The organism is Solibacillus sp. GQ1, assembly GCF_059758555.1.
On the sequence record NZ_JCAXEX010000006.1, the window covers coordinates 92,509 to 113,144 of the forward strand.

Genomic DNA, 20,636 nt, shown 5'->3' on the forward strand with positions numbered 1-20,636 from the left:
GATGTAGGGAAAGAGTTGATTCTCATTTTCATTTAGAATTTACGCAATATAAATAAAGTTAAAATATATATAGAATAGTGGGAGAATGTAATGAGACTTTGGATGCTCGTAGTAGCGACCATCGTCCTGTCCTTTTTATCATTGTTTATCGGAGCTATCGACATTAAGCCATCTGATTTATTAGATTGGGATTCAGATAAAATGCAAATTTTCTTAATGAGTCGAGTACCGCGATTAATGGCAATTATACTTGCCGGGGCAGGGATGGGTATTTCTGGATTAATTATGCAAAGCTTAAGCCGTAACAAATTCGTATCGCCGACAACGTCTGGTACGCTCGATGCGGCAAAGCTAGGTATCGTTGTATCAATGATATTTTTCACAAGTGTAGGATATATGGAGAAGATTCTCTTCAGTTTTACATTTGCACTCATCGGTATGATGGTTTTCATGCGTCTTCTTGAAAGTATTAAATTCAAGGACGTTATTTTTGTGCCCCTTATCGGGATTATGTATGGAAATATTATTGGTGCCATTTCAACATTTCTTGCGTATGAAGCAGATGTGTTACAAAGTGTGGATACATTCTTTTTAGGGAGCTTTACGCTTGTTGTATCAGGTCGCTATGAATTGCTTTATGTAGCAGTACCTGCAATTTTCCTAGCTTACTTATATGCCAATAAGTTTACAGTGGCTGGTATGGGTGAAGATTTTGCCAAAAATCTTGGCTTAAGCTATCGTACCGTATTGAATCTTGGTTTAGTACTGGTAGCGATTATATCCACTACAGTTGTCTTGACGGTAGGAATTATACCTTTCCTCGGGTTAATCGTACCGAACTTGGTTTCATTATATATGGGGGACAATTTACGTAAAACAATTCCACATACTATTTTCTTAGGTGCAGCATTCCTATTAATGTGTGATATTTTAAGTCGTTTAATAGTATACCCGTTTGAAATACCAGTAAACACAACTGTAGCGGTAATCGGCAGTGCGATCTTCTTAGTAATGTTGTTTAGGGGGAAAGCATATGCGAAAAAATAGTACGAAGCTAATCTTCTTAGCAATTATCGCATTAGTGTGTATAGCGTTATTTGCTTTTTACAATATTCAAGGCGGATTCAGTTATGCCTTTCCAAAGCGATTAGAACGTATTGCGGCAATGATTATAACTGGTACGGCGATTGCTTATGCGACCGTTACATTCCAGACGGTTACACATAACCGTTTACTGACACCTTCAATGATGGGTGTCGATTCGATGTATGAAGTAGTGCAAACGATTATTTTCTTCTTTGCAGGCTCTGCATCAATCTTTGTAGTAAGTCGTTATTTAAACTTTGGTTTATCAATTGTGGCGATGGTAATTTTCGCTCTGATTTTATATCGATTCTTGTTCCGGGCAGATAAACATCCGATCTTCCTGCTTTTACTTGCCGGAATGATTATCGGGACATTGCTCGGCAGTTTTGTAACATTTTTACAAGTAATAATCGACCCGGTAGAATATGAAAGCTTACAGTCGCGTTTGTTTGCTAGTTTCATGAATGTGAAAACAGAGCTGCTACTCATTGCGGTCATTATATTAGGGGCTTCATTTATATACGGTTACCGATTATTGCGTGATTTGGATGTCATGTCACTAGGTCGAGAGAATGCAATAAACTTAGGTGTAAATTATGATAGAATAGTATTGAAAGTATTAATTTTATCTTCAGTTTTAATTGCAACATCTACTGCGCTAGTTGGTCCGATTACATTTTTAGGGTTAATCGTTTCAAACTTAGCCTATCAGTTTTTTGCTACGTACAAGCATTCCGTTTTAATAGTGGGTGCGAGTTTAATTAGTATTATTGCACTTGTCGGTGGGCAGTTCTTAGTACTGCATGTATTCCAGTTAAGTACAACGATCAGCGTTATTATTAACTTTGTCGGTGGACTTTACTTTATTTACCTAATACTGAGGGAAAGTAGGAAAGCAGGATGATTGAAATTAAAGGGCTTTCTAAAAGCTTTGGAAAAAAACCGGTCGTTGAGGATGTCTCATTAACTATACAGCCAAAAGCAATCACTTCATTTATCGGACCGAATGGAGCAGGTAAATCAACATTATTATCAATGGTAAGTCGATTGCTTGATGCAGATACAGGTGAAGTATTTTTAGATCAAAGTGATGTTAAAAAAATGAAGTCCAATGATTTTGCGAAACGTGTTGCAATTTTACGTCAGTCAAATCATTTAAATGTGCGTTTAACAGTTCGTGAGCTTGTATCATTTGGTCGTTATCCATACTCAAAAGGTCGTTTGACTCCGGAAGATGAACAGCATATTGACCGTGCGATTGAATATATGACATTAGGTGATATGGAGCATAAGTTTTTGGATGAACTATCTGGTGGTCAAAAGCAGCGTGCCTTTATCTCGATGGTAATTGCTCAGGATACGGAATATATTTTATTGGATGAGCCATTAAACAACTTAGATATGAAGCATTCTGTTCAGATTATGAAAATTTTACGCAAGCTTGTTGATGAATTAGGCAAAACAGTAGTAATTGTTTTGCATGATATTAACTTTGCTTCCGTGTATTCAGATCGCATCGTTGCATTAAAAGATGGTCGCCTTGTAAAAGATGGCCCAACAAATGAGATTATTAACTCAGAAGCATTACGAGAAGTATATGATATGCATATTCCTGTGCAAGAACAAGATGGATGTCGTATTTGCGTATACTTTAATTCACATAGTTAAATAAAAATGAGGATAAATGCATAGGTTTTGCTCGCTTATGCATTTATTTTATGAATTTAATTGAGAATGAATATTAGTTTCAGAATATTCGTTGACAACTATAGGCAGTTGATTTACACTAACGTTAGTTAATTGAAAACGATTATCACTCTCGCTTGAGGGTATACTAGGAGGAAAAGTAATAATGAAAAAGTGGAAATTTTTAACGGCAGCAGCATTAACATTAATGTTAGCAGCATGTGGTTCTGATGAAGAAACATCAATAAAGGATGAAGCGAACGAAACTGCTAAAACAGAAGAAACAACTTCATCTACAGAAGCTTCAGCTTTCCCAATGACAGTATCTCCATTATCAGCAGGCAGTGAAACAGAAGATGGTAAGTCTCTTACTTTCGAAGATGTAACATTTGAAGAAATGCCAAAAAACATCGTAGTATTTGACTACGGTTTCTTAGATACACTTGATGCATTAGGTGTTGAAGGTATCGTTGGTATCGCTGCAAACGGCGGTAAAGGTAACTTCCCTGAGCATTTAAAAGAAAAATATTTAACTGATTCAGTTACTGATGTTGGTTCATTAAAACAAATCGACTTCGAAAAAGTAGCAGCTGCTAATCCGGATGCAATTTTCATCTCAGGTCGTCAAGGTACATTCTATGAAGAATTAAAAGAAATTACTCCAAACGTAGTATTCATCGGTTCTGATAACTCAAACTATGTTGATGGCGTATTTGAAACAGTTGATTTAGCTGCTGAAATCTTCGGCAAACAAGAAAAAGCTGAAGAATTAAAAGTAGCATTACAAGAAAAAGTTGATGCTGTTAAAGAAAAAGCAGCTGGTTATGAAAACGCATTAGTAGCAATGTACAACGACAAAAAGATCTCTGGTTTCGATAACGGTGAAGATTCTCGTTTCGCATATGTGTACAATGACTTTGGTTTCAAACCATCAACTACTGACATCAAAGCTTCATCACACGGTTCTGACTTCTCATATGAATCAATTCTTTCTGTAGACCCAGAAGTATTATTGATCATCGACCGTACAGCATCTGATGTTGAAACAATCAAAGATGACATCGAGAACGATATCATCAAAAAAACTCGTGCTTACAAAGAAGGCAAAATTGTTTACCTTGATGGCGTAAACTGGTACTTCTCTTCTAACGGTGTAACAACTGAAGCAGACAAATTAGATGAAATCTTAAACGAATTAAAATAGGATAATAAATATGGCATGTCTCTCACCTAGAGGCATGCCTTTTTTTTAAGAGAGGGGAACTAAAATGTTCGTACAAATTCGCAAATGGATCGTAACAGAGGGCAACGCTGATAAAATTATTGAGCGCTTTAGCAAAAAAACGGGTCAAGGTCCATCAATGCTTGAACAGCGTGAAGGCTTCATTGGTCGTGAACTGCTTGTAAAAAATGTTCGACGTGGCGAAGAGGAAGTTGTAATGATTATTCGTTGGGAGTCAGAGGATGCATGGAAAGCTTGGGAGAAAAGTCCGGAGCATATTGCTGGTCATAAAGCGAAAATCAAAGAGCATGGTGGTAAACCACCAAAACCGGACTTCGTTATTTCGATGGAGCACGGAAATTACACAGTAGTGGAATAATGGATGTTTAAAGGGAAATCTACTTTGCAGAGTTTTTTTGCAAAGTGGATTTTTATTTTTTCGTATATTACATATAATAATAGGGTAAGTAAAGTAACAGTTTGACTGAAGAAAGTAGGTGTTTTTTTGAAAAAGAGAGTTTCAATTTTTGCGCTTGTTACATTAGTAATGTTTATTATTCTTGCACTAAATTTTGATACACCAAGCTTTGAGGCATTCGATATAAAAATCCGCTCATTATTATTTGGAAATAGTTTTATTATCTTATTTCATCATTTAGGAGAAACAAAGTTTATTATAGTCGCAACTGTTATTATGCTGCTGTATTTAGCAATCTTTAGAAAAGATTTTCGCGGTGTGCTCTTTGTGTTGCTTACAGTTGGGGTTGGAAATGGTCTAAACCAGCTTTTAAAGCGTATTTTTGCACGACCACGTCCGGAAATTGAAGATCAGCTTTCGTCGTTTAGCTTTCCTTCCGGCCATGCGCAAATTAGTGTATTATTCTTTTTAACGCTGGCCTATTTGATTTCGAAATGGCTGAAAAACAAGAAGTGGAAATTTACTACATACGGTATAATGCTAGTACTTATTTTTTTAATAGGTTTATCACGTATAGCGGAAGGTCGTCACTATGCAACAGATGTTTTAGCAGGGTGGAGTATCGGGTATACTTGGTTTATCATATGCGTATTATGGTATGAGTCTAAAAAGCACAAATAGAAGTTATGGGATTCCTGATATTTAGGAATCCCTTTTTTAACACTTGATTTGGTTAGCGGCATAAGATGTTTCCTGATTGAAAAAAGTTGCACAAAGGAAACATCGTGCGTATAATATGAGAAAAGAATTATAAAGAAGGAGAATAGTATGGATGAGAATGTATTATTAGCGTTAGGCTTAACATTGTTTGCAGGGCTTGCTACTGGTATTGGTAGTTTGATCGCATTTTTTACAACACGCACAAATAAGAAGTTTCTTTCGGTTGCATTAGGCTTTTCGGCAGGTGTTATGATTTATGTATCACTTGTTGAGATTTTTGTAAAAGCAAAAGACGCATTAGTAAACGTTCATGGGGAAACAATAGGGTATTGGTACACCATCATCGGCTTTTTCGGAGGGATGCTCGTAATTGCCTTAATTGACCGCTTTATTCCGAAAGGGAAAAATCCGCATGAAGTAAAGTCTGTAGAAGATGTTCAAAAAGCACAATTGATTGGGAATGAAGATGTAGAAGCAGACCGCCTGATGAAAATGGGATTATTTACAGCGCTGGCAATCGCGATTCATAACTTCCCTGAAGGTATTGCGACATTTATGGCGGTACTGCAAGATCCGAATGTCGGATTTGCGATAGCAATTGCGGTAGCAATTCATAATATCCCTGAAGGTATTGCGGTAGCCATTCCTATTTTTTATGCAACAGGGAAGCGTATGAAGGCATTTAAATGGTCGTTCGCCTCTGGTTTGTCAGAGCCGTTCGGTGCGCTTATTGCCTACTTAGTACTAATGCAATTTATGACAGATACATTGTTCGGTATTGTTTTTGCTGGTGTTGCAGGGATTATGGTATTTATTTCGATTGATGAACTGTTGCCGGCTGCTAAAAAATATGATGAAGCTCATTCCTCTATTTACGGATTAATAGCAGGTATGGCAGTTATGGCCATCAGCTTAGTGATGTTAACTTAATTTTAATTACTTCATGAAAAAGCCAGCATCTCCTTCACGGAGTATGCTGGCTTTTTCATGTATTGAGACTAAAGCTTCGGTGCATATTAGCCGAATAGAAGCTTTAACCCTTTTTTATTAAGATGCGGCTGTTACATTTTCAGATGCAACAGTAAATGTTGTATTAGGGTATTCATTTTTTTCGATTTCATCAAGCAATGCGACAGCAAAATCAGCATAACTGATATAACTGTTAAATTGCGAGTTTACTAGAATCTTCTCTTCGCCTTTAATGTAATGGCCGGTACGTGGTCCATCCGAATCGAACATAGCCGATGGGATCGCAAAGGACCATTGGATTGAAGAGCTTTCCAAATCACGTAGGTTTTGCAATTGAGCCTTTGCCGCGATAGCCAGATCTTCAGGATAATCTTCAAGATCCATAAGTCGAACTGTTTTTTCACGATCAACAAAAAGGCAGCCTGAACTACCAATCACGAACAATTTTTTCTCTGTTCCTTCAAGTAAGGAAATTAAATGTTCACCGGCATCAACATGTAAATGTTCTTCCCCTGGTAGCGGAGCAAAAGCATTAATTAAAATATCGAAAGGAGCAATTTGTTCCTTTGTTAAATTAAACAGGTCGCTTTCAATAATATTGATATTTTCTTCTTGTACTGTTGCCTTATTTTTTACGATCGCTGTCACATCAAAGTTTCTCATGATGGCTTCTCTTAAAATATGAGTTCCTGCCTTACCTGCAGCTCCAATAACTGCAATTTTCATAAACATTACCCCTTTCTAACAGTAGATTTATTAATATACCCAAATTTAAGGGGAATTATGCATAAAAGACAAAATAGATTAGAAAAAAACAAAAAATGTACGTTATTCTATTATGAGAATAACGTACATTAAACATTTAACGAAGAGTTTTATCTATCATTTTATTATTAATAAGTGTGACAGTTGAGCCGGATGGTGAAGCGGTTGTCACTACGACTTGATGGTCCGGAAATTGTTGCTGCATTGATTCGACAAATTGTTCGGATAAAGCGAGCGGAATCATCGAGATTAATGTTGGACCGGCACCACTTAATGCAGTACCATACGCTCCAGCCTTTTTTGCAGCTTCGCGAATTTCATTATATGCGGGAATAAGGTTTGCACGGAAAGGCTCATGGAAAAGATCTGCTTCCATATATCGTCCAATTCGCTCATAATCCTTTGCAATAAGGGAAGCAGCGAGCATATTCGCATTGGCACTTGCACGCACTGCATAGCTTCTTTTCAGCTCTTCCGGTAAAACACCGCGTGATGCTGCTGTTTTAAGTTCAATATTCGGAATAAATACTACGAATGCCGCATCCATCTCCTGAATATGCAGTGTGTCGACAATTCCTGCTTCATCCATTGAAGAAATCGTCAATCCCCCTAATACCGAAGCTGTTGCATTATCAGGATGGCCTTCAATTTGAGATGAAATGTTCAGCTTATTCTGTTGCGATAATTTTAAATCCCCTAAAATATCGGCTAATTCAATAGCACCTACAATTGCAGCCGCACTGCTGCCGATACCACGTGCAAGGGGAAGCTCACTAGTCATCTCAATTTTACATGGTGGCAGCGTTGCATTATATTGCTTTGCTACCTGCTGTGCGATTGTATAAATTAAATGCGATTCGACTGACGTATCAGATGGCACATTGTCACCAATATGCACAAATTCCCACTCATCTTGTAATGTGACATCCAATGTTAGATAGAGCGATAATCCAAGACCAATGGAGTCAAATCCAGGACCTAAATTTGCTGTACTGCCAGGAACTTTGATTTGCCACTTTTTACTCATAGACTAAATACGCCCTCGATATAATTACGGATTTCCTGCTCATCATTTTGAAGTGAGACAAGGTCTACAGTTGAAACATTCATAGCTGTATCCGGATCTTTTAAGCCGTTACCAGTAAAGACTGTAACAACACGACTGCCTGCAGCGATTTCGCCGGTTTTCACTGACTTGATGACACCAGCTAATGAAGCAGCTGAACCAGGTTCGACAAAGATACCTTCTTTGTTGGCGATTAGTTTATAAGCGTCTAAAATTTCATCATCTGTTACTGAATCAATTAAACCGCCTGATTCATCACGAGCTGTTTCAGCGAACTTCCAGCTTGCTGGGTTCCCGATACGAATAGCTGTTGCTACAGTTTCCGGATTTACAATTGGTGCTCCTTGCACGATTGCAGCGGAACCTTCTGCTTCAAAACCGTACATTTTAGGAAGACCGCTTTGTTTTGCTTCATTATATTCTTTAAAGCCTTTCCAGTAAGCTGTAATATTCCCTGCGTTTCCTACAGGAATACATAAGTAGTCTGGGGCTTGGCCAAGTTGATCTACAATTTCAAACGCCGCTGTTTTTTGGCCTTCAATACGATATGGGTTTACAGAGTTAACAAGTGCGATTGGAGTATTTTCCCCGATTTTGCGCACAATATTTAATGCATCATCAAAGTTGCCGTCAATTTCAATAATTTTCGCACCGTACATGCAAGCTTGTGCCAATTTACCAAGTGCTACTTTGCCTTTAGGAATGACAACGATTGACTGAATACCGGCGCGTGCCGCATATGCTGCAGCTGCCGCAGATGTATTGCCTGTAGAAGCACAAATGACAACTTTAGAGCCTTCTTCAATTGCTTTTGCAACAGCAAATACCATACCACGGTCTTTAAACGAACCTGTTGGGTTAGCACCTTCAATTTTCCCGTATAACTCAATTCCAAGCTCTTTAGATAAATTTACTAATGGAATTAGTGGCGTATTTCCTTCATTTAGTGATAAAGCAGGTGTATTTTCAGTAACAGGTAGGTACTGTTTATATTCTTCGATAAGACCTTTCCACATAGATAATAAACTCCTTCTGTTCTCGCTAGGTGAACATTTGTTTTTGTATACAAGACATTTTATACCTATGTGTCCCTTATTTCAATAGGAATTGTTAAATTGTCGGAACAATTCGTTAAGTTAAAAAAATGTTGTCACTTTTAAGAAAGAAATGTATGATAGTAATGTTGTTAAGTCAAGTGTAAAGACACATGGAAGGTGGAAAAGTAATGTCGGTGAAAACAAATGAACAAAAGCCCCTATCACGTAATAAACTTCTACGTATAGCTGGGGTTGGATGGATGTTCGATGCAATGGATGTCGGAATACTATCTTTTATCATTGCAGCGCTTGCAGTTGACTGGGGATTAAATAGTAGTCAAATGGGTTGGATTGCAAGTGTAAACTCAATTGGTATGGCAGTTGGTGCGCTGTTTTTTGGTGTACTTGCAGATAAAGTAGGACGTAAGCAAATCTTTATGTGGACACTAATACTATTCTCAGTTGCTAGTGGTTTATCCGCATTTACAACAACTTTGACGCTCTTTTTAATTTTACGCTTTTTTGTCGGCATGGGGCTTGGCGGGGAATTACCTGTTGCTTCAACGCTTGTATCTGAAAGTGTAAAAGCTGAAGAACGCGGAAGAGTTGTCGTTTTACTTGAAAGTTTTTGGGCTGGAGGCTGGCTAATCGCCGCGCTTATTGCCTATTTCGTTATACCGGCTGAATTCTGGCCAATTGAAGGATGGCGAGTTGCACTATTAATTACGGCAATCCCTGCAATTTATGCAATTTATATAAGAATGAAATTACCGGACTCACCACAGTTCAGGGTAAAAGAAGAGTCGAAAAAACGTTCGGTGTTCCAAAATATCGCAACGTTATGGGAGAAAAAATATGCACGTTCTACACTAATGCTTTGGATTTTATGGTTTGCAGTTGTATTTTCTTACTATGGCATGTTTTTATGGTTACCAAGTGTAATGGTTGGCAAGGGATTTGATTTAATATCAAGTTTTAAATATGTATTAATCATGACGTTAGCCCAATTACCGGGTTATTTTACAGCTGCTTGGTTCATCGAGAAATTTGGGCGCAAATTTGTATTAGTTACATATTTATTAGGGACTGCAGCAAGTGCCTTTATATTCGGTGGTGCAGAAACGATCGAAACATTGTTGATTTCCGGTATGTTGCTTTCGTTCTTTAACTTAGGAGCATGGGGTGCCTTATATGCGTATACACCTGAGCAATATCCGGCAATTGTACGTGGAACGGGAGCGGGGATGGCGGCAGCAATAGGTCGTGTTGGAGGTATTTTCGGTCCGTTATTAGTTGGGACACTCCTGACAAAAGGCTATGATATTAGCTATATTTTCGCGATTTTCTGTGTGGCCATCGTCATTGGAGTATTGTCTGTTATTTTTTTAGGGAAAGAAACAAAGCAAACAGAATTACTATAGTTGTAAACTATTAGTATTAAAATGTTTTTTTTGATAATGAATAGGGACTTGTGCTAATAAAATAGCGCAAGTCCTTTTTACATTTGTGAGCTGTAAAAAAATACCTAATAGATAAATGTCCATAACAGGTTTTTAATAATAGTTTATTTATAAATTATAAATTTTACAAAAGTATGTCAATTTCCTATTCAAATTTTTATATTCTTTAGTAGGCTAAAGTTTTTTCAGAAAACTCGTTGAATTCTATTATTATTCATGTTAATGTATTTTTTATTATTAAGAATTTAGCGCTCGTAAAGTTACATGAATAAGTGAGATATTATTTTAAAAAAATATTAGAAAGGGAGATGGAGAATTTGACTATTTGCGAAAATATTAAGAAGAAGTATATTCGTCTTTCTAAGGGGCAGCGAAAAGTTGCTCAGTTTGTTATGGATAATCCGAATATAGTGGGGACACATACCGCCTCCGAAGTAGGAAGGTTAGCAGATGTAAGTGAATCGACTGTAATCAGATTTTGCTATTCAATGGATTTAGCAGGTTTTAGTGAGCTCCAAGATAAACTGAAGGAATATTTAATGGATAAAGGTGAAGTAACGGAAGTTAAACAAGCGATGCCTGTTAAAAAAATCCGAAATCACATTGGAGCGGACATTGTAAAAAAAGATATCGCCAATATATCTAAAACATTCAACCAGTTAAAAGAACAGGATGTTGAAGAAGTTGTGCAATTGTTACATACATCAAAGAAAATCCATTTTTTAGGTTTCAGACAATCGACACCAGTTGCTTTTTGGATGTACAGCAATGTCAACAGGTTACGTGACCATGTTCATTTTATTCCTCATGAGGCAGATAAAATTGCACAACAACTTGCGTATATGGATGAAGATTCATTGCTTTTCGTTATATCGCTTGATGAAGAGTATGAAGATATGGCAACAACAGTAGAAATCGCTAAAAGAAAAAATGTTAAAATTGTCGCAATCCGCAACAAAGAGCTTACATCTCAAGAACCGGCTAACCCCGTACTTATTGTTCCCAATACAAAAGAAGCCGGAGCCACATGTACAATTGCTATATTCTCTCTATTACATATATTAGTGGAATCAATGGTAAGCCAAAACCCACACCAATATGAGCAATATAATAAAAAGACAAATGGCGCGCTCAATACGCCGAATTTAATAGCAATCAGCTAAAACTGTAAAGGCTAACTCATAGCCATTACAGTTTTCCTTTTTGCTAAGTAATATTGAAGAATCTTCTGTTTTTCACTTTCTTTACGTTATGTTAAAATGAAGAGCGAAAAGCATTTAATAGGAGGCTCACTCATGAGTAAAACATTAGTTTTCGGACATAAAAATCCAGATACAGATACAATTACTTCAGCAATTGTTTATGCATACTTAAAACAACAATTAGGTGTAGATGCAGAAGCAGTTCGACTTGGAGAATTAAATAACGAAACAAAGTATGCACTAGAAAAATTCAACTTTGAAGCACCACGTCTAATTGCTAACGTAAAAGATGAAGGAGCACAAGTAATTTTAGTAGACCATAATGAGTTCCAGCAATCAGCAGATGGAATCGAAGAAGTACAAATCACTGAAGTAATCGATCATCACCGTATTGCGAATTTTGTAACAGCTGATCCAGTATATTTCCGTGCTGAGCCTGTAGGTTGTACAGCGACAATCTTAAATAAATTATATAAAGAAAATAATGTAGAAATTCCGGCTAACATCGCAGGTTTAATGCTTTCTGCTATTATTTCGGATACATTATTATTCAAATCGCCAACATGCACAGAGCAAGATGTGAAAGCTGGCGAAGAATTGGCAGCAATTGCAAATGTTGATACTGCACAATATGGTTTAGCTATGCTAAAAGCAGGTGCGGACCTTTCAGATAAGTCACTGGAAGATTTATTGTCATTGGATGCAAAAGGCTTTGAATTTGGTGAATATAAAGCGACAGTTGCCCAAGTAAATGCAGTGGATATTGAAGACGTTCTTGGTCGCCAAGAAGAGCTTGAAAACTTATTGAACAAAAATATTGCGGATAATGGCCTAGATTTATTCTTCTTCGTTGTAACAGATATTTTAAACAATGATTCAACAGCAGTAGCGGCTGGACAAGTTGCCGAAGAAGCAGCAAAAGCGTTTGGTGCAACAATTGTTAATGGTCGCATCAGCTTACCAGGCGTTGTATCACGTAAAAAACAAATCGTTCCAGTTTTAACAGAAAACTTAAAATAAAAAGTAAATCCGGCAACTCATTTAAGAGTTACCGGATTTTTTCATTTTTAACGGATAGACTGCAGGGCCTTCGATAACTTCGCCTTTTGCGTTGTAGCGAGATCCATGACATGGACAATCCCATGTATCATCTGCAACATTCCATCTTGTTTTACAGCCAAGGTGTGTACACTTAGGCGCATCCGGTCTGTCGATATAGCCTTTTACAAGCTCTTTTCCAATCATCCCGCCCGTTTGCAGCATGAAGTAAAATGTCTTCCCGAAATTTGAACGATTCGGTGAGAATAAAGCGGCTGCCGGGTTTGCAATTCTTTTAATAAGATCTGTAAGCAATGTTCCTGCAACAAGTGAAGAAGAAAGCCCCCATTTATTAAAGCCTGTTGCAATATACAAACTGTCATCGCCCGGTGACAGCTGGCCGATATAAGGAATTTGGTCTGCCGTCATGACATCCTGTGCACTCCAGCCGTATTCATATGGCGGAAGTTCAAAATCTGTTGTTAGTTCATGCTGCAATGTTTCATAAAACGGGTCTGTATCGCTTGTCGATCCAGCTGTATGCGATTGTCCGCCATAGATGAAGTAGGGCTGATTATCGATAAGTGCCGTTCGGATTGTACGACTTTGAGCATCAACGCTTAAGTATTGGCCTTCTAATAGCTGTGAATATTTTGTTGCTGTTAGGTAAGACCGTTTAATCTGCAGTTTCATCGAATAAAGTTGTCGAATTGATTCAATCGGGTAATGTGTACATAAAATTAGCTTTTTATATTGAACAGTATGGTCATTGCTTGTATGAAGACAATTTTTGGACATTTCTAATTTAGTCACTCGCGTATTTAAATAAAGTTGTGCCCCATGTTTTCTAGCTAAATGAACATACGTATTCGTAAACTCGACAGGATTTATCTGACCTTCATTTTTGATACCGAGCGCAAGTTCTACAGGAACCGAAAGCTCGATGTCCTTTGTTGCAAGAAAGGGAATACCGATTTTTTTATAGCTTTCCGCCTCGTTTAAAAGCTGCTCTTTTCCTTGAGGGGTAGCTGTATAAACATACGAAGTAGCACGAGAAAAGCTGGTGCTACTTTCGGAAACAGCTTGTTCAATAGCTTGTTTATTCGCCTCGTAGTAAATTTTACCGTCTTCTTCATTGAGTTTTGAGTAAATGAGATTATGCTGTACTGTCAATTTTCCTGTAGAATAGCCTGTTGTTCCTTGTGCAAACTGAGGCATTGCTTCGATTAGCGCGACACTAAGCCCCTCTTTAGCCAGTGAATACGCAGTATAAATACCACTGATTCCCCCTCCAATTATACATATGTCGCAGTTAATCGATTCTTGCAGAGTAGGGGCAGCAAAATCTGAATGTGTTGGAAGCCAGAGAGATTGTTTCAAAATATCACCTTTTTATTTTTCAGCATAGGGTAATTGACCAGAATTTATTCAGCTAACGTCACATAATAAAAATTCCTCGGACCTTTATGTGGGGGGAGGCTAGTTTCAAACATTGTACTTTTGAATAGTTGCTCGCTACAATACAAGACAAGGAGAGTGATTAGCATGAAAATCGAAGTATGGTCTGACTATGTATGTCCTTTTTGCTATATTGGCAAGAAACAATTAGAAATCGCATTAGATGAACTTGGGTACGGAGATTCAATTGAAGTAGCCTATAAAAGCTATTTATTGGATCCTTCCACACCAGTTGATACGACAAGCTCTGTATATGAAGAACTGTCACGAAAATATCAGATTTCATTAGATGAAGTGAAGAAGATGACAGCAAATGTTACATCACGTGCCAAAGAAGTAGGGCTTGAGTACAATTTTGATGAAATGAAAAGTGCAAACACTGTAAAAGCGCACCGTTTAGCAAAATGGGCTGAAACAGAAGGAAAAGAAAAAGAGTTTACCGAGCGCGTTTTAAAAGCTTACTTTTTAGAAGGCGAAGCAATCGGACAAACTGAGGTATTACTGACATTAGCAAAAGAAGTCGGGTTATCTGCAGAAAAAGCTCGTCAAGTTATTGAAAGCGATGAGTATATGGAACAGGTGCAGCAAGATATTGCAGTCGCTCAAAATCTTGGTGTACGTGGTGTACCTTTCTTTGTCATTGATAATAAGTACGGCATTTCAGGTGCACAGCCACAGGAAGTGTTTGAACAAACGATTGAAAAGGCAGCACAGGAAATTGGTTTACGTAAACCTTTGAAAATGCAAGGGGTAGACGGTGCTGCATGTACCGATGATTCTTGTGATATTTAACTGGAGTTAATAGGAGTTAAACAGGGAATTTTACCTAGATTCATATTTTTATATAAAATCGAAATAGGAATTCAGACTAAAGTATGAGAGCAATCTAATTGATTTTTTTAGGTTGTTCTTTTATTATATAAAAGTACCTCGAATTTGAGATACTTTAAAACAAGATAATAATTTAAAAATAAATAATATTGAAAATAGTAGGGAGAAATGAAAATGACAAACGTATTAGTAGTAAAAGCAAATAACCGCCCAGATGGCGTATCAACAAAAATGTATGAAACATTCATGGCTGAAGTTGCGAACAATGAAGGTTTAAACGTAACAACTTTTGACGTATTTGAAGAAAATATGCCATATTTCGGTCAAGAATTATTCAACGCTTTCGGTAAAGCACAAGCAGGCGAAGAATTATCAGCAATCGAAGCAGGTTCTTTAGCTGCTTTCAACAAATCTCGTGAAGCTTTAACAGCTGCAGATGTAGTAGTATTTGCATTCCCATTATGGAACTTAACAATTCCAGCAGCATTACAATCATTCATCGATTATACTTATGGCGCTGGCTATTCATTCAAATACAATGAACAAGGTCAATTAGTAAGCTTAATGACTGACAAAAAATATATCGTATTAAACGCACGTGGCGGTATTTACTCAACACCACAAGCATCTGCATCAGAAATGTCAGTAAACTATATTAATGCGGTTATTGGTGGCGTATATGGTATGGAAAAAATTGATGAAGTTATTATCGAAGGTCATGCATCAAATCCAGCTGGAGCTGAACAGATTATTGCTGAAGGCTTAGAAAAAGTAAAAGCTGCAGTGCAAAATTTGGCAAAAGTAACAGCTTAATTAAATTATTCATATAGTAGAGAAGGGTTGCTCACAAAGTTGTGGGCTCCCTTCTTTTTTTAATCGGACAACACATTTATTAATGTAAAATTCACTTGGTAGTAAGCTACTTACTTTTTGTAATTAATAAGAAGTGGTAATATAATAAGTAGCAGTTAAATAAATTTAGTTTTAGAGTAGTGAATATGAGGTGAAGAAAATGAAAGAATCAGCACTATGTCCGCGTCTATCAAAAGCAATGGAGCTAGTCGGGAAACGCTGGACAGCTTTAATTATTTATCAATTGTTGGAAGGACCTCAACGTTTCAATGCGATCGAATCAGCATTACCGATTAGTGGACGCTTACTGTCAGAGCGTTTAAAGGAACTCGAAAAAGAAGGTATTGTTGAACGTAAAGTGTATTCAGAAGTACCGGTTCGTGTTGAGTATAATTTAACGGATAAAGGGCATTCACTTGAACAAACTGTGAGAGAAATTGAAATATGGGCGAAAACTTGGTTATAAATCATGCTGTTTTACTTGTAAAAAGCGTTATAAAAACAGATACTTAAAAAGTACGTCAGCTTTACAGGAAAGGAAAATGTTTTTTATGACAATTCAACAGTGGGAAAATGATTTATCACAATGGATCCCTTCAACTAATATAAAAATAAATGAAACACTAAAAAAATATACGATGACAAAGCTTGGCGGTAAGGCAGATATTTTAGTGCTGCCGAATACAGAAGAACAAGCAGCAGCTGTCGTTAAGTATGCATATGAAAATAATGTACCGCTACTCATGCTGGGGAACGGCTCCAATATGGTCGTACGTGATGGTGGAGTACGTGGTATTGTCCTGCATTTTGCTTTATTGGACGAAATTCGTATTGAAGGTGATACGGTTTATGCGCAAAGTGGCGCATTGATTAAAGAAGTATCAAAGCAAGTCGCAGCTCAGAGCTTAACCGGTTTTGAGTTTGCATGCGGAATTCCAGGTTCAATCGGTGGAGCAATGGCAATGAATGCCGGGGCTTACGGTGGTGAGGTTAAAGACATCGTTACAACTTGTAAAGTACTAACACCGAAAGGAGAGCTTCTTGAGCTGAACAACGAGCAACTGGAGCTTTCTTACCGGAAAAGTATCATTGCAAAAAAAGGCTATTTCGTACTGTCTGCTACGTTTCAGTTAGCACATGGTGATCAAAAGCAAATAGATGAGAAGATTGCCGATTTAACGTTCCAGCGTGAATCGAAGCAGCCGCTAGAATACCCTTCGGCGGGCAGTGTATTCAAACGTCCACCAGGTTATTTTGCAGGTAAGCTTATTCAGGATAGTGAATTGCAAGGTAAAGGTGTCGGAGGGGCAGAAGTTTCTACAAAGCATGCAGGATTTATCGTCAATAAAAACAATGCTACGGCAAAGGACTATATCGATACAATTCAAATGGTACAGCGTGTTGTAAAAGAGAAGTACGATATCGACTTGGAAATGGAAGTAAAAATCGTCGGTGAAGACTAATCTTGGATGATATAAAATGACTTCAACTCGTGCTAATTTAGCGCGAGTTCTCTTTTTTTTTAATGATAATTAATATGAGATTACATAAAAGGAGTAAGAAAGATGAAATTTATTTCGTGGAATGTGAACGGGATTCGTGCTTGTGTAAATAAAGGATTTTTGGATTATTTCCGTGAAATGGATGCGGACTTTTTCTGTATCCAGGAAACGAAATGCCAGGTAGGACAGATTGATCTTCAACTGGAAGGATATTATCAATATTGGCATTCAGCAGTGAAAAAAGGTTACTCCGGTACAGCTGTATTTACGAAACATGAACCGTTAGCAGTGTACTACGGAATTGAAAATGAAATTGCGGCAGATGAAGGCCGCATCCTTACATTGGAGTATGAAAACTTTTATTTAGTAAACACGTACACACCGAATGCTAAGAGAGATTTAACTCGTCTGGAAGAGCGGCTGCAATGGGAAGACCGGATGACACTATATTTGAAGGAACTTGATGCGAAAAAGCCCGTCATTTATTGTGGAGATTTAAATGTTGCACATAGTGAACTGGATATTAAAAATGTGAAATCCAATATCGGGAACTCCGGATTTACATATGAAGAGCGCGGAAAGATGACAGAATTACTTTCAAGTGGATTTACGGATACGTTTCGTCATTTCCATCCGGACTTAACCGACCATTTTACATGGTGGAGTTATATGGCCAAAGTACGTGAGCGAAATATCGGCTGGCGCATCGATTATTTTATTATATCTGACCGACTTGTTGAAAAAGTAGAGGAAGCATCTATACATTCAGAAATTTTAGGTAGCGATCATTGCCCTATCGTATTAAAATTAAAAACGGTGTAAGATGAATAGACTAATAGAAACAGAACTTTTACAGCATAATAAAGCTTTGTAAAAACAGAAAAAAAAGAGGTGGAATTTATGGCACAACAGGCGAAAAAGTCAAAAGGGCGCAAATTTATAAACATCGTCATTTGGGCAGTTGGGATTTTAATTATTGTAGGTGGTGCAGCGGTAGCAGGATTGCACTTATACGTAGCAAATTCTAAACCTGTCATTGAAGGTGAACTCGCGGTATCGATTTTAGATGATGATGTTGAAGTTACGAGAGATGGTGTAGGGGTTCCACACATTGTGGCCAAGTCTGACGCGGATCTTTACCGTGCACAAGGCTATGTGCAGGCACAGGATCGTTTATTCCAAATGGATTTAGCGCGCCGCCAAGCAAGTGGTATGTTAGCTGAAGTGGTAGGGGAATCTGCAGTAAATACAGATAAGTTTTTCCGTACATTCAGTTTACGACATGCTGCAGAGTTATCATGGGATGATTATGATGCACAGTCAAAACAAATTCTTGAATGGTATGCGGAAGGTGTAAATGCTTTTATCGATGAAGTAAAAGGTACGAGCAAACTTTCATATGAATTCAAACTACTAGGGTATACGCCTGAAGCTTGGACACCGATTGATTCATTGACAATTGGTAAATATATGGCATATGACTTAGGCGGAAACTGGAATCAGCAAGCTTTCCGATCATGGGCAATGCAAAACTATACACAAGAACAAGCTGAAGAATTATTTGTAGAGTACCCAGAAAACGCTCAATCAATTATTGAAGCAAATTTAAATCTGGAAACGGATATTGCAAGTGCCATTCCGACAGATTACTTACCGTCAGAACATAACGGCAGTAATAACTGGGTTGTAAGTGGCGAGCTGACAAAATCGGGTAAGCCATTACTTGCAGATGATCCACATCTAGGATTAAGCACGCCATCTGTATGGTATCAAATGCATCTGGAATCACCTGAACAAAATGTTAGTGGTGTAATTTTTGCAGGGATCCCTGGAATTATTCTTGGGCATAACGAACAAATTGCATGGGGCGTAACGAATGTGAACCCGGATGTACAAGATTTATATATTGAAAAACCAAACCCTGAAAACCCATATGAATTTGAATATGACGGTGAATGGGAAGAGGCAACTGTCCGACAAGAGCCGATCAAAGTAAAAGACGGTGAAACGGTGGACTTTGAAGTTGTGGAAACACGCCATGGTCCAATCATTTCTAACATTATGTTAAAAGATACAAAAATGAAAGAGCAGTTCTCTATGCAGTGGACAGCACTGCAATCAACACAAGAATTAAAAGCAGTATTAGGCTTCAATAAAGCGACAAATTGGGAAGAGTTTGAAGTTGCGCTAGAGGACTTTAAAGCACCGGCACAAAACTTTGTGTTTGCTTCAACTGATGGAACAATTGCTTACAAAGCAAATGGTCTAGTACCAATCCGTAAACAAGGTACAGGTTCATTACCGGTGCCAGGTAATTCGTCGGAATACGGCTGGGAAAGCTATATCCCATTTGATGAGCTGCCAACTGTTATTAATCCGGAAGAAGGCTATATTGCAACAGCGAACAATCAAGTTGTAGGTGATGAATACCCTTACCATATTTCAAATCTTTGGGCACAGCCTTATCGATATGAGCGAATCGTAGAAATGATTAAAACACCGATGTATGATGAGGAAACAGGTGAATTATTAAAGCTTTCTGTTGCAGAAATGAAAGGTATGCAAATGGATAAAAAGAATTTGCATGCCGCAGAATTTTTACCGGGCTTGCTTGAAACGATTAAAGCTCAAGATAAAGAAGACAAGTATAAGAGTGTCATTACTCTCCTGGAAGAATGGGAGTATTATGATGACAAAGATCAAGGTGCACCACTTGTGTACCACTTCTTAATTGAAAATATGGAAAAAGCATTATTCCAAGATGCAATGCCGGAAGATGTTTACAAATTAATGCCTGGCAAATCGCAAATTACAGACCAAATGCTGCGTGATGCATATGCAGGCAATCCGGGTGTCTGGATTACAGAAGAAGGCGGACTGGATAAATTTGTTTATACTGCATTCGAGGATGCTGTAACAAAGATTAAAGGTAAATTTGGGACGTCTGTTTCAAAATGGAAATGGGGCAGCTATAATCAGCTGACATTTGATCATCCATTAGCAAGCGCATCGGACTTTTTAGCGGACTATGTCAACCCTGAAAAGCTACCGGTTGGCGGTTCTAGTGTTACCGTGCAAGCAGCTTCTGAAGATGGCAACGGAAATGTAAATCACGGTGCATCGTGGCGCTTTGTAGCTGACTTGGATAATTTAAAATCAGCATATCATATTGTCGGTCCAGGACAGAGCGGACATGTGAAGTCTAAATGGTATGACAACCAGACTTCAAACTGGGTTTACGGGCGCTATCATAAAACGAAAATCAATGGCGATATCGATCATGGTTATGAATTGATATTAAAAGCTGAGTGATAAAATTGAATC

Annotated in this window: 20 protein-coding genes; 16 read left to right on the forward strand and 4 right to left on the reverse strand. The window is 37.8% G+C overall.

Annotated features, from left to right (window positions below):
- The first annotated feature begins 90 nt into the window (after window positions 1-90).
- From AC6CH1_RS17695 to zupT, 7 genes are all read left to right on the forward strand, one after another.
- On the forward strand, window positions 91-1,047 hold the full coding sequence (locus AC6CH1_RS17695; protein WP_251691237.1) for an ABC transporter permease: 957 nt from the start codon (window positions 91-93) through the stop codon (window positions 1,045-1,047).
- The gene (locus tag AC6CH1_RS17700) at window positions 1,034-1,990 is read left to right on the forward strand and encodes an iron chelate uptake ABC transporter family permease subunit (RefSeq protein ID WP_251691239.1); all 957 of its coding nucleotides are present in this window, start codon (window positions 1,034-1,036) and stop codon (window positions 1,988-1,990) included. Before AC6CH1_RS17695 ends, AC6CH1_RS17700 begins: the two co-directional genes overlap by 14 nt.
- Entirely contained in the window at window positions 1,987-2,754 is a 768-nt protein-coding gene (locus AC6CH1_RS17705) for an iron ABC transporter ATP-binding protein (protein WP_079523338.1), read from the forward strand. The genes AC6CH1_RS17700 and AC6CH1_RS17705 overlap by 4 nt, the downstream gene beginning before the upstream one ends.
- A gap of 184 nt (window positions 2,755-2,938) precedes the next feature.
- A complete protein-coding gene (locus AC6CH1_RS17710) occupies window positions 2,939-3,976 on the forward strand; it encodes a siderophore ABC transporter substrate-binding protein (RefSeq protein ID WP_498318678.1) in 1,038 nt (345 codons plus the stop codon).
- A gap of 64 nt (window positions 3,977-4,040) precedes the next feature.
- Window positions 4,041-4,373 carry an antibiotic biosynthesis monooxygenase family protein gene (locus tag AC6CH1_RS17715; protein WP_498318680.1) on the forward strand — a complete coding sequence of 111 codons (333 nt, stop codon included), beginning with the start codon at window positions 4,041-4,043 and terminating at the stop codon, window positions 4,371-4,373.
- 126 nt (window positions 4,374-4,499) lie between these two features.
- Window positions 4,500-5,093 carry a phosphatase PAP2 family protein gene (locus AC6CH1_RS17720; RefSeq protein WP_498318682.1) on the forward strand — a complete coding sequence of 198 codons (594 nt, stop codon included), beginning with the start codon at window positions 4,500-4,502 and terminating at the stop codon, window positions 5,091-5,093.
- Window positions 5,094-5,240: 147 nt separating this feature from the next.
- The gene (gene zupT / locus AC6CH1_RS17725; RefSeq protein WP_251691246.1) at window positions 5,241-6,062 is read left to right on the forward strand and encodes a zinc transporter ZupT; all 822 of its coding nucleotides are present in this window, start codon (window positions 5,241-5,243) and stop codon (window positions 6,060-6,062) included.
- Between the two features lie 117 nt (window positions 6,063-6,179).
- On the opposite strand, the gene AC6CH1_RS17730 is transcribed toward zupT, so the two are convergent.
- The 3 genes from AC6CH1_RS17730 to thrC form a co-directional block, all read right to left on the reverse strand.
- Window positions 6,180-6,827: an NAD(P)-dependent oxidoreductase gene (locus AC6CH1_RS17730; RefSeq protein ID WP_251691248.1), complete on the reverse strand. Its 648-nt coding sequence runs from the start codon at window positions 6,825-6,827 to the stop codon at window positions 6,180-6,182.
- A gap of 136 nt (window positions 6,828-6,963) precedes the next feature.
- The gene (thrB, locus tag AC6CH1_RS17735; RefSeq protein WP_498318684.1) at window positions 6,964-7,893 is read right to left on the reverse strand and encodes a homoserine kinase; all 930 of its coding nucleotides are present in this window, start codon (window positions 7,891-7,893) and stop codon (window positions 6,964-6,966) included.
- Window positions 7,890-8,948, reverse strand: coding sequence for a threonine synthase (thrC, locus tag AC6CH1_RS17740; protein ID WP_498318686.1), 1,059 nt, complete (start codon window positions 8,946-8,948; stop codon window positions 7,890-7,892). The genes thrB and thrC overlap by 4 nt, the downstream gene beginning before the upstream one ends.
- Window positions 8,949-9,157: 209 nt before the next feature.
- Here thrC and AC6CH1_RS17745 point away from each other — a divergent pair, with 209 nt between their 5' ends.
- From AC6CH1_RS17745 to AC6CH1_RS17755, 3 genes are all read left to right on the forward strand, one after another.
- Complete coding sequence (locus tag AC6CH1_RS17745) at window positions 9,158-10,390, forward strand: MFS transporter (protein WP_498318688.1); 1,233 nt, start codon at window positions 9,158-9,160, stop codon at window positions 10,388-10,390.
- A gap of 347 nt (window positions 10,391-10,737) precedes the next feature.
- The gene (locus AC6CH1_RS17750) at window positions 10,738-11,592 is read left to right on the forward strand and encodes a MurR/RpiR family transcriptional regulator (RefSeq protein ID WP_498318690.1); all 855 of its coding nucleotides are present in this window, start codon (window positions 10,738-10,740) and stop codon (window positions 11,590-11,592) included.
- 132 nt (window positions 11,593-11,724) lie between these two features.
- On the forward strand, window positions 11,725-12,651 hold the full coding sequence (locus tag AC6CH1_RS17755; protein ID WP_427713839.1) for a manganese-dependent inorganic pyrophosphatase: 927 nt from the start codon (window positions 11,725-11,727) through the stop codon (window positions 12,649-12,651).
- Window positions 12,652-12,672: 21 nt separating this feature from the next.
- Here AC6CH1_RS17755 and AC6CH1_RS17760 read toward each other — a convergent pair whose 3' ends face one another.
- Window positions 12,673-14,049: an FAD-dependent oxidoreductase gene (locus AC6CH1_RS17760; RefSeq protein WP_427713837.1), complete on the reverse strand. Its 1,377-nt coding sequence runs from the start codon at window positions 14,047-14,049 to the stop codon at window positions 12,673-12,675.
- Between the two features lie 165 nt (window positions 14,050-14,214).
- On the opposite strand from AC6CH1_RS17760, the gene AC6CH1_RS17765 reads away from it, so the two are divergent.
- From AC6CH1_RS17765 to AC6CH1_RS17790, 6 genes are all read left to right on the forward strand, one after another.
- Window positions 14,215-14,919 carry a DsbA family oxidoreductase gene (locus AC6CH1_RS17765; protein ID WP_251691261.1) on the forward strand — a complete coding sequence of 235 codons (705 nt, stop codon included), beginning with the start codon at window positions 14,215-14,217 and terminating at the stop codon, window positions 14,917-14,919.
- Window positions 14,920-15,132: 213 nt separating this feature from the next.
- Window positions 15,133-15,771 (forward strand): FMN-dependent NADH-azoreductase, encoded by a 639-nt coding sequence (locus AC6CH1_RS17770; RefSeq protein ID WP_498318692.1) that lies wholly within the window; start codon window positions 15,133-15,135, stop codon window positions 15,769-15,771.
- A 199-nt stretch (window positions 15,772-15,970) separates the two neighbouring features.
- Window positions 15,971-16,276: a winged helix-turn-helix transcriptional regulator gene (locus AC6CH1_RS17775; RefSeq protein ID WP_251691265.1), complete on the forward strand. Its 306-nt coding sequence runs from the start codon at window positions 15,971-15,973 to the stop codon at window positions 16,274-16,276.
- An 85-nt stretch (window positions 16,277-16,361) separates the two neighbouring features.
- Window positions 16,362-17,273, forward strand: a complete 912-nt coding sequence (gene murB / locus AC6CH1_RS17780; RefSeq protein ID WP_251691267.1) for a UDP-N-acetylmuramate dehydrogenase — start codon at window positions 16,362-16,364, stop codon at window positions 17,271-17,273.
- 102 nt (window positions 17,274-17,375) lie between these two features.
- Window positions 17,376-18,134 carry an exodeoxyribonuclease III gene (locus AC6CH1_RS17785; RefSeq protein WP_427713830.1) on the forward strand — a complete coding sequence of 253 codons (759 nt, stop codon included), beginning with the start codon at window positions 17,376-17,378 and terminating at the stop codon, window positions 18,132-18,134.
- 78 nt (window positions 18,135-18,212) lie between these two features.
- On the forward strand, window positions 18,213-20,624 hold the full coding sequence (locus tag AC6CH1_RS17790; protein WP_498318694.1) for a penicillin acylase family protein: 2,412 nt from the start codon (window positions 18,213-18,215) through the stop codon (window positions 20,622-20,624).
- Window positions 20,625-20,636: the final 12 nt, after the last annotated feature.

Excerpts from the sequence above, each read along its gene's own strand:
- AC6CH1_RS17695 (WP_251691237.1), top strand. The coding sequence starts at position 91 with ATGAGACTTTGGATGCTCGTAGTAGCGACCATCGTCCTGTCCTTTTTA.
- AC6CH1_RS17700 (WP_251691239.1), top strand. The coding sequence starts at position 1,034 with ATGCGAAAAAATAGTACGAAGCTAATCTTCTTAGCAATTATCGCATTA.
- AC6CH1_RS17705 (WP_079523338.1), top strand. The coding sequence starts at position 1,987 with ATGATTGAAATTAAAGGGCTTTCTAAAAGCTTTGGAAAAAAACCGGTC.
- AC6CH1_RS17710 (WP_498318678.1), top strand. The coding sequence starts at position 2,939 with ATGAAAAAGTGGAAATTTTTAACGGCAGCAGCATTAACATTAATGTTA.
- AC6CH1_RS17715 (WP_498318680.1), top strand. The coding sequence starts at position 4,041 with ATGTTCGTACAAATTCGCAAATGGATCGTAACAGAGGGCAACGCTGAT.
- zupT (WP_251691246.1), top strand. The coding sequence starts at position 5,241 with ATGGATGAGAATGTATTATTAGCGTTAGGCTTAACATTGTTTGCAGGG.
- AC6CH1_RS17730 (WP_251691248.1), bottom strand. The coding sequence starts at position 6,827 with ATGAAAATTGCAGTTATTGGAGCTGCAGGTAAGGCAGGAACTCATATT.
- thrB (WP_498318684.1), bottom strand. The coding sequence starts at position 7,893 with ATGAGTAAAAAGTGGCAAATCAAAGTTCCTGGCAGTACAGCAAATTTA.
- thrC (WP_498318686.1), bottom strand. The coding sequence starts at position 8,948 with ATGTGGAAAGGTCTTATCGAAGAATATAAACAGTACCTACCTGTTACT.
- AC6CH1_RS17745 (WP_498318688.1), top strand. The coding sequence starts at position 9,158 with ATGTCGGTGAAAACAAATGAACAAAAGCCCCTATCACGTAATAAACTT.
- AC6CH1_RS17750 (WP_498318690.1), top strand. The coding sequence starts at position 10,738 with ATGGAGAATTTGACTATTTGCGAAAATATTAAGAAGAAGTATATTCGT.
- AC6CH1_RS17755 (WP_427713839.1), top strand. The coding sequence starts at position 11,725 with ATGAGTAAAACATTAGTTTTCGGACATAAAAATCCAGATACAGATACA.
- AC6CH1_RS17765 (WP_251691261.1), top strand. The coding sequence starts at position 14,215 with ATGAAAATCGAAGTATGGTCTGACTATGTATGTCCTTTTTGCTATATT.
- AC6CH1_RS17770 (WP_498318692.1), top strand. The coding sequence starts at position 15,133 with ATGACAAACGTATTAGTAGTAAAAGCAAATAACCGCCCAGATGGCGTA.
- AC6CH1_RS17775 (WP_251691265.1), top strand. The coding sequence starts at position 15,971 with ATGAAAGAATCAGCACTATGTCCGCGTCTATCAAAAGCAATGGAGCTA.
- murB (WP_251691267.1), top strand. The coding sequence starts at position 16,362 with ATGACAATTCAACAGTGGGAAAATGATTTATCACAATGGATCCCTTCA.
- AC6CH1_RS17785 (WP_427713830.1), top strand. The coding sequence starts at position 17,376 with ATGAAATTTATTTCGTGGAATGTGAACGGGATTCGTGCTTGTGTAAAT.
- AC6CH1_RS17790 (WP_498318694.1), top strand. The coding sequence starts at position 18,213 with ATGGCACAACAGGCGAAAAAGTCAAAAGGGCGCAAATTTATAAACATC.